Origin of the sequence: Streptomyces sp. NPDC089915, assembly GCF_040684675.1 — a bacterium.
In the GTDB taxonomy this organism is placed as follows: domain Bacteria; phylum Actinomycetota; class Actinomycetes; order Streptomycetales; family Streptomycetaceae; genus Streptomyces.
On sequence record NZ_JBFBGN010000095.1, the window covers coordinates 19,934 to 27,804 of the forward strand.

General features: G+C 77.7%; 2 protein-coding genes. Both read right to left on the minus strand.

Annotation, left to right across the window (positions count from 1 at the left end; genetic code table 11):
- Window positions 1–106: 106 nt before the first annotated feature.
- A complete protein-coding gene (locus AB0O29_RS24770) occupies window positions 107–4,720 on the minus strand; it encodes an acyltransferase domain-containing protein (protein WP_365154931.1) in 4,614 nt (1,537 codons plus the stop codon).
- A 53-nt stretch (window positions 4,721–4,773) separates the two neighbouring features.
- Entirely contained in the window at window positions 4,774–7,839 is a 3,066-nt protein-coding gene (locus tag AB0O29_RS24775; protein WP_365154934.1) for an SDR family NAD(P)-dependent oxidoreductase, read from the minus strand.
- Between the last annotated feature and the right edge of the window lie 32 nt (window positions 7,840–7,871).

A 7,871-nucleotide genomic window follows, 5' to 3' on the forward strand; every position in this document is an offset into this window, starting at 1 on the left:
AGTGCCAGCTCAGGAGCGGCTGGCAGCGGTTTCGTGACATGGCCAAGACATACGTGTCTGAGTCGAGACCGGAGCGAGTTCAAGCCGTTTCCCGGGGCGGGGGCGGCTAGTTGCGCAGCCGCAGTCCCCTCGGGGTGGCGTGGAAGCCGGCCGTCTCCAGGGACGGGCCGAGCGGCGAGGTCAGGGCCGCCGCCGCGTTGATGCGCTCCACCGTCAGGTCCGGGAGGGTGCCCGCGCGGGAGGCCGCCGCCAGGGCCGCCGTGGCCGCCGCGAGACGGGGGTCGCCCGGGTCGGGCCAGGCCAGCAGGGTCTTCCCGCCGCGCTCCAGGTAGAGCACGAGTTCCCCGTCGACCTGCACCACCAGGGAGCCCGCCTTGCGGCCCGGCTTGTGCGAGGCGCCGGCCGGGGGCTCCGGCCAGGGCAGGGCCGCCCCGTACGCGTTCGCCGGATCGGCGGCGGCCAGGACCACCGCCGCCAGCGGGGGCGGGTTCTTCTCCGCCGCGCGCAGCCGGTCCACCGCGCCGTCCATCGCGAACTGGGCCGCGCCCAGCCCCTCCACCACGTAACCCCGGCGGGCCCGGCCGCTGTCCTCGAACGCCGACAGGACCCGGTACACCGCGCTGAATCCCTCGTCCGCGTCCACCAGCAGGAGGCGGCGTCCGTCCCCCTCGGCGAGCCGCGCCTGCACGGAGCGCACGTAGCCGCGTACGGCCGCGCCCGCCAGGTCGGGGACGTCCTCCCCGGGCAGCACCGCCTCGGCCCCGCGCGTCACCACGGCCAGCGCCGTGCCGGCGCACCGGGGTTCGGCGAGCCAGGCGCCGACCGGCTCGCGGACCGCGTCCACCGCGGCCCGCACCCGCGCCCCGGAAACCTCCGCCGCCCCGCCGTCGCGGACCACCGGCACCAGCAGCACCTCCGGCACACCGTCGGATGCGGTCCCGGCCTCCGCCAGCAGGGACCGGAGGTCCGGGTGGGCGGGGGCCCCGTCACAGTCCGGCAGGACCGACGGGACCCGGCCGGCGGCGTCCGGTGCGCCGAGCAGCGCCCGGGTCGCGGACGCGGCCGCCTCGGGGGCGTCGGCGGCCCGCTCCCACACCAGGTGCAGCGGGGTGACGGGCCGTCCGCCGCCCTCCGGCGCGGCCGACAGGGTCACGGTGGCGGCCGCCACCGGCCCGCCCTCGGCGTCGGCGAGCTCCAGCCCCACCACCCCGAACGCCCCGCGCACCGCACGCACCCGCACGCGGGCGGCGCCCGTCGCGTACAGCGCCGTACCGCTCCAGGCGGCCGGTACCGACGGGCCTTCCCCGTCGGCCAGTACGGGGTACAGCGCGGCCTCCAGCAGCGACGGGTGCAGCCCGTACGCCTCGGCCTCCGCCGCCCGGCCCTCCGGCAGGGCGGCCTCGGCGAAGAACTCCTCGCCCCGGCGCCAGGCCCGCTCCAGGGCGGGGTGCTCCCCGTCCAGGTCCAGCGGTTCGGCGCCCGGCGGCGGCCATGCGGCCGGGCCCCCGGGGACGGCCGGCGCCCGCCCGGGCGCCAGGACCGCCGTCAGGTGCCGCACCCACGGCTCCTCCCCGGCGGCCGACTCGGGCCGCGAGGCCACCGTCAGCCCGCGCCGGCCCGTCGCGTCCGGGGCCTGCGCCAGCAGTTGCAGCCGGACCCCGCCCCGCTCGGGCAGCACCAGCGCCGCTCCCGCGGACGCCTCGGCGACCTCGGGCAGGCCCACGGCCCCGCCCGCCGCCAGCGCCGCCTCCACCAGCGCCGCCATGGGCACCTCGGCGCCCGCCGGCCAGGGGTGGCTGCGCGGCGACACCGTCCCGGTGAACAGCACGGAGTCGGCCTCCGGCACGTCGAGGCGGAACGCCGCCAGCGGATGCCCCGTCGCCGTCATCCCGGACGTGCCCGCCCCCTCGCCGCCGGGGGCGTTGTCCAGCCAGTACGGCTCGTGCCGGAAGGCGTACGTCGGCAGCGGCACCACCCGGGGCCGGTCCGCGGCGAACGCGGGCCGCCAGTCCGCCGGCCCGCCCTGCACGTACAGTTCGGCCACCGAGGACAGGAACCGGTCCCGGCCGCCGTCGTCGCGGCGCAGCGACTCGACGACCGCCGTCCGCCCGGAGGCGCCGTCCGGCCCGGCCGCCGCGTCCAGGGTCTCGCTGACGCCCAGGGTCAGCACCGGGTGCGGGCTGACCTCCACGAAGTAGCGGTGCCCGTCGGCGAGCAGCGCCCGCACCGACCCCTCGAACCGCACCGTGCGGCGCAGGTTCTCGTACCAGTACCCGGCGTCCAGGACGGCGCTCTCCACCACCTCGCCCGTCACCGACGAGTACAGCGGCAGCTCCGGCCGCAGCGGCCGCACCGGCGCCAGCACCTCCAGCAGCCGCTCCCGGATCGACTCGACCTGCGGGGAGTGCGAGGCGTAGTCCACCGGGATGATCCGGGCCCGCACCCCCTGCGCCTCGTAGCGGGCCCGCAGCTCCTCCAGCGCGGCCGGCTCGCCCGCCACCACCGTGGCCGCCGGGCCGTTGACGGTGGCCACCGCGATCCGGCCCGCGTACCCCGCCACGTCCCCGGCGACCCGCTCGTGCGCCAGCGCCACCGACATCATCCCGCCGCGCCCCGACAGCTCCGTCAGCACCCGGCTGCGCCGGGCCACGACCAGGGCGCCGTCCTCCAGCGACAGGGCCCCGGCGACCACGGCCGCCGCGATCTCGCCCTGCGAGTGGCCGACGACGGCCGCCGGCTCCACCCCGTACGCCCGCCACAGCGCGGCCAGCGACACCATCACCGCCCACAGCGCGGGCTGGACCACGTCCACCCGCTCCAGGCCGGGCGCGCCCTCCCGGCCGGTGAGCACGTCGAGCAGCGACCAGTCGGTGTGCGGGGCGAGGGCCGCCGCGCACTCCTCGATCCGCGCCCGGAACACCGGCTCCGCGTCCAGCAGCCCGACGGCCATCCCCGCCCACTGGGCGCCCTGCCCGGGGAACACGAACGCCACCCTGCCGTACGCGCCGGTCTCCGCCGAGCCCGTCACCAGCCCCGGCGCCGCCTCACCGGCCGCGAGCGCCGCCAGCCGCGCGGCGAACTCCTGCGGGCCGGACCCCTGGAGCACGGCCCGGTGCTCGAAGGCGGAACGGCCCGTCGCCAGGGAGAACCCCACATCGGCGGGCCGGAGCCCCGGCCCGGCCTCCAGGTGCGCGGCCAGCCGGGCGGCCTGCGCCCGCAGCGCCGCCCCCGTACGGCCCGACACCACCCACGGCACCGTGCCCGCGGCCGGCTCCGCCGGAGCCTCCTCCTCGTCCTCCCGGACGGGCCCCGGCGCCTCCTCCAGGATCACGTGCGCGTTCGTCCCGCTCATCCCGAACGAGGACACCCCCGCGCGGCGCGCCCGGCCCGTCTCCGGCCAGGCCCGCTCCCGCGTCAGCAGCTCCACCTCGCCCATCGACCAGTCGATCTGCGCCGACGGGGCGTCCACGTTCAGGGTGCGCGGCAGCGTCCCGTGCCGCATCGCCTGCACCATCTTGATGACGCCCGCCACACCGGCCGCCGCCTGCGTGTGCCCGATGTTCGACTTGACCGACCCCAGCCACAGCGGCAGCCCCGCCGGCCGGCCCTGACCGTACGTCGCCAGCAGCGCCTGCGCCTCGATCGGATCGCCCAGCCGCGTCCCCGTACCGTGCGCCTCGACCGCGTCCACGTCGGCGGGGCCCAGCCCCGCGCTCTCCAGGGCCTGCCGGATGACCCGCTGCTGCGCCCGGCCGCTGGGCGCGGTCAGCCCGTTGCTCGCCCCGTCCTGGTTGACGGCGGAGCCCCGGACGACGGCCAGCACGCGGTGCCCGTTCGCCACCGCGTCCGACAGCCGCTCCACCAGCAGCATGCCGACGCCCTCACCCCAGGCCGTGCCGTCGGCGCCGTCCGCGAAGGACTTGCAGCGGCCGTCGGGGGCCAGCCCGCGCTGGCGGCTGAACTCCACGAACGCGCCCGGCGAGGACATGATCGTGACCCCGCCCGCCAGGGCCAGCGCGCACTCCCCGCGCCGCAGCGACTGCACCGCCAGGTGCAGCGCCACCAGCGAGGACGAGCAGGCCGTGTCCACGGTCACCGCCGGACCCTCCAGGCCCAGCGTGTACGCGATCCGACCCGAGGCCACACTGCCCGCGCTGCCCGTGCTGAGGTAGCCGCCGAGCCCGTCGGGGACCCGGGCCAGCCGGGTCACGTAGTCGTGGTGGATGACCCCCGCGAACACCCCGGTGTCCGTACGGCGCACCGACACCGGGTCGATGGACGCGTCCTCGAACGCCTCCCACGCCCCCTCCAGCAGCAGCCGCTGCTGGGAGTCCATCGCGAGGGCCTCGCGCGGGGAGATCCCGAAGAAGCCGGCGTCGAAGTCGACGGCCTCGTGCAGGAAGCCGCCCTCCCGCACGTACGAGGTCCCCGACCGGCCCGGGTCCTCGTCGAACAGGGCGTCCACGTCCCAGCCCCGGTTCTCCGGGAACGGCGTCCGCCCGTGCCCGCCGCGCCGCACGAGGTCCCACAGCCCGTCGGGGGAGCCGGCGCCGCCGGGGAAGCGGCAGCTCATCCCGACGATCGCGATCGGCTCGCGCTCCTTGGCCTCGGCCAGCGCCTCCGCCTCCCCGAGACGGCGTTTGGTCTCGCGCAGGTCGGCGGTGGCCCGCTTCAGGTAGTCGAGGAGCTTGGCCTCGTTGGTCTGGCTGGTGTTCGTCACGTGCGATCGCTCCAACAGGGGTCGGGCTTGCGGGGGTCGGGCTCCGGGTCGCGTCAGAGCGTCCCCAGCTCGCCGTCGAGCAGGTCGAAGATGTCCTCGGCGGTCGCCGATTCGATGTCCGCCGGTGCGGCGTCGGGCGCGGCCGCCGCCGTCCGGCCGTTCCAGGCGGCCAGGAGCTCCCGCAGCCGCGCGCCGACGGCCGCCTCGCCGGCCGCGTCGACCGAGCCGATCGCCGCCTCCAGCCGGTCGATGTCCGCCAGCACCGCCGCCGGTCCGGCCGGCTCACCGGCCGCCGCTCCGGCCCGGGTGCCGTCCACGGCTCCCGCCGCGGCCACGGCGAACTCCTCCACCAGCCGCTCCGCGAGCGCCGCCGGCGTCGGGTAGTCGAACACCAGCGTCGGGGGCAGCCGCAGCCCCGTCGCCGCCGTCACCCGGTTGCGCAGCTCCAGCGCGGTCAGCGAGTCGATGCCCAGCGCCTTGAACGGCTTCGCCACGTCGACGGTGTCGGCGTTCGCGTGGCCGAAGACCACCGCCGTGTTCTCCCGGACGATCTCCAGCAGCTCCCGCTCCCGCGCCACCGGCGTCAGCCCCGCCAGCCGCTCCGCCGGCGACACCCCGCCGGGCAGGCGCACCGCGGCCGCCGCCCGCCGCCCCGCCGGGCGGACCAGGCCCCGCAGCAGCGGCGGCACCGGACCGGCCGACCCCGACACCGCGCGCAGGTCCAGCCGCGCCGGCACGAGCACCGCCGCACCGTCCGCGAACGCCGCGTCGAACAGCGCCAGCCCCTCCTCGGAGCCCAGCGCCCCGGAGCCGCCCCGGCCGGGCCGCGGCCCCTCGCCGCCGGCCAGGTGGGCCGTCATCGTGCTGGCCTCCTCCCACATGCCCCAGGCCAGGGACACCGCGGGCAGGCCCAGAGCCCGCCGGTGCAGGGCGAGCGCGTCCAGGGAGGCGTTCGCCGCCGCGTAGTTGGCCTGGCCCGGGTTGCCGAACACCCCGGCCGCCGAGGAGAACAGCACGAACGCCGACAGGTCCAGGTCCCGCGTCCGCTCGTGCAGCGCCAGCGCCGCCGCCGTCTTCGGCCGCAGCACCCGCTCCAGCCGCTCCCCGGTCAGCGACCCGAGGATCCCGTCGTCGAGCACCCCGGCGGTGTGCACCACCGCCGTCAGCGGGTGCTCCGCCGGAATCCCGGCGAGGAGCTCCGTCAGCGCCCCGGAGTCCGCGACGTCGCAGGCCACGACCGCCGCCCGCGCGCCCAGCCCCGCCAGCTCGGCCGTCAGCTCCGCCGCCCCGGCCGCCGCCGGACCGCTCCGGCTGGTCAGCAGCAGGTTCCGCACCCCGTACCGGCGGACGAGGTGACGTGCCAGCAGACCGCCCAGCGTGCCCGTACCGCCCGTGACCAGCACCGTGCCGTCCGGGTCGAAGCCCGCCGGGACCGTCAGCACCACCTTGCCGGTGTGCTTGGCCTGGCTGACGTACCGGAACGCGTCCTTCGCCTGCCGGACGTCCCAGGTGGTCACCGGAAGCGGCGACAGGTCACCGCTCTCGAACAGCTCGACCAGCGCGGCGAGCATCTCACCGATCCGCTCCGGACCGGCGTCCACCAGGTCGAACGCCCGGTACTCCACCCCGGGGTGCGCCTCGGCGACCTCCGAAGGCACCCGGATGTCGGTCTTGCCCATCTCCAGGAACCGGCCGCCCCCGGGCAGCAGCCGCAGCGAGGCGTCCACGAACTCCCGCGCCAGCGAGTCCAGGACGATGTCCACGCCCCGCCCGCCCGTCGCCTCCAGGAACGCGCCCTCGAAGTCCAGGGTCCGCGAGTTCGCCAGGCGCTCCCCGTCCAGCCCGGCCGCCCGCAGCGTGTCCCACTTGCCGGGGCTGGCCGTGCCGTACACCTCCAGCCCCAGGTGCCGGGCCAGCTGCACGGCGGCCATCCCGACGCCGCCCGCCGCCGCGTGGATGAGCACCCGCTCGCCGCGCCGCGCCCGGGCCAGGTCCACCAGCCCGTAGTACGCGGTCATGAACACGATCGGCACGGCGGCCGCCTGGGCGAACGTCCACCCCTTGGGAACGCGGTGCACACTGCGCGCGTCGGCGACGGCCACCGGCCCGAACGCCCCGTCGAAGATGCCCATCACCCGGTCGCCGGGCTTCAGCGAGGTCACCCCCGCGCCCGTCTCCAGGACCACGCCGGCGCCCTCGCCGCCGAGTACGAACTCGCCCGGGTACAGGCCCAGGGAGAGCATCACGTCACGGAAGTTGAGGCCCGCCGCGCGCACCCCGATCCGCACCTGCCCGGCGGCCAGCGGCGCGTCCGCCTCCGGGGCGGGCACCAGCGCCAGGTTCTCCAGGGTCCCCCGGCCGCGCACGTCCAGCCGCCAGGCCCGCTCCCCGCCCGGCACGGCCAGGGCCTCGGACGCCCGCGCCCGCGCCAGCCGCGGTACGAGGAACTCCCCGCCCCGCAGCGCCAGCTGGGGCTCGTCGGTGGCGACGGCGGCCGGCAGCAGGTCCCAGCCGAGGTCGATGGAGGAGTGTGAGGGGTGCGGCCCGTCGGCCAGGACGATCCGGCCCGGGTTCTCGGCCTGCGCGGAACGCACCAGACCCCACACGGCGGCCGCCGCCAGATCGTGCACGGCCTCCCCGCTCCGGGGCACCACCGCGCCCGAGGTCAGCAGCAGCAGCCGGGTCCCGGCGAACCGCTCGTCGGACTGCCAGTCCCGCAGCAGCCCCAGCACCCGCCCGACGAGCTCGCCCACCCGCTCCGCCGAAGCCTCCCCGGCACCCTCCACGGGCACCACCAGCACCCTCGGGGCCCGCGCCGCGGCGCCCGCCCCGTCCAGACCGGCGTACACGTCGAAGCCGACGCCCGCCCGGCGCAGGGCGGCGGCGGCGTAGCCGTCCTCGCCGCCCAGCAGCGCCCACCCGTCGGCGGCCTCCGCGGCCGCGTCCAGGGCCAGCCCGGCCCAGTCGAGGCGGAACAGCGCGTCGCGCAGCGCCCCGTCCGCCGGCTGCTCGGCGGTGACGGCGCGCAGCGCGAGGGACTCCACGTCGGCCACGGGCTGCCCCGTCTGGTCGGCGAGGGCCAGCGACACCGAGTCCGTACCGGCGGGCGCGATCCGCACGCCACCGGCGCCTCCGCCCTGCGCGTGCGGAT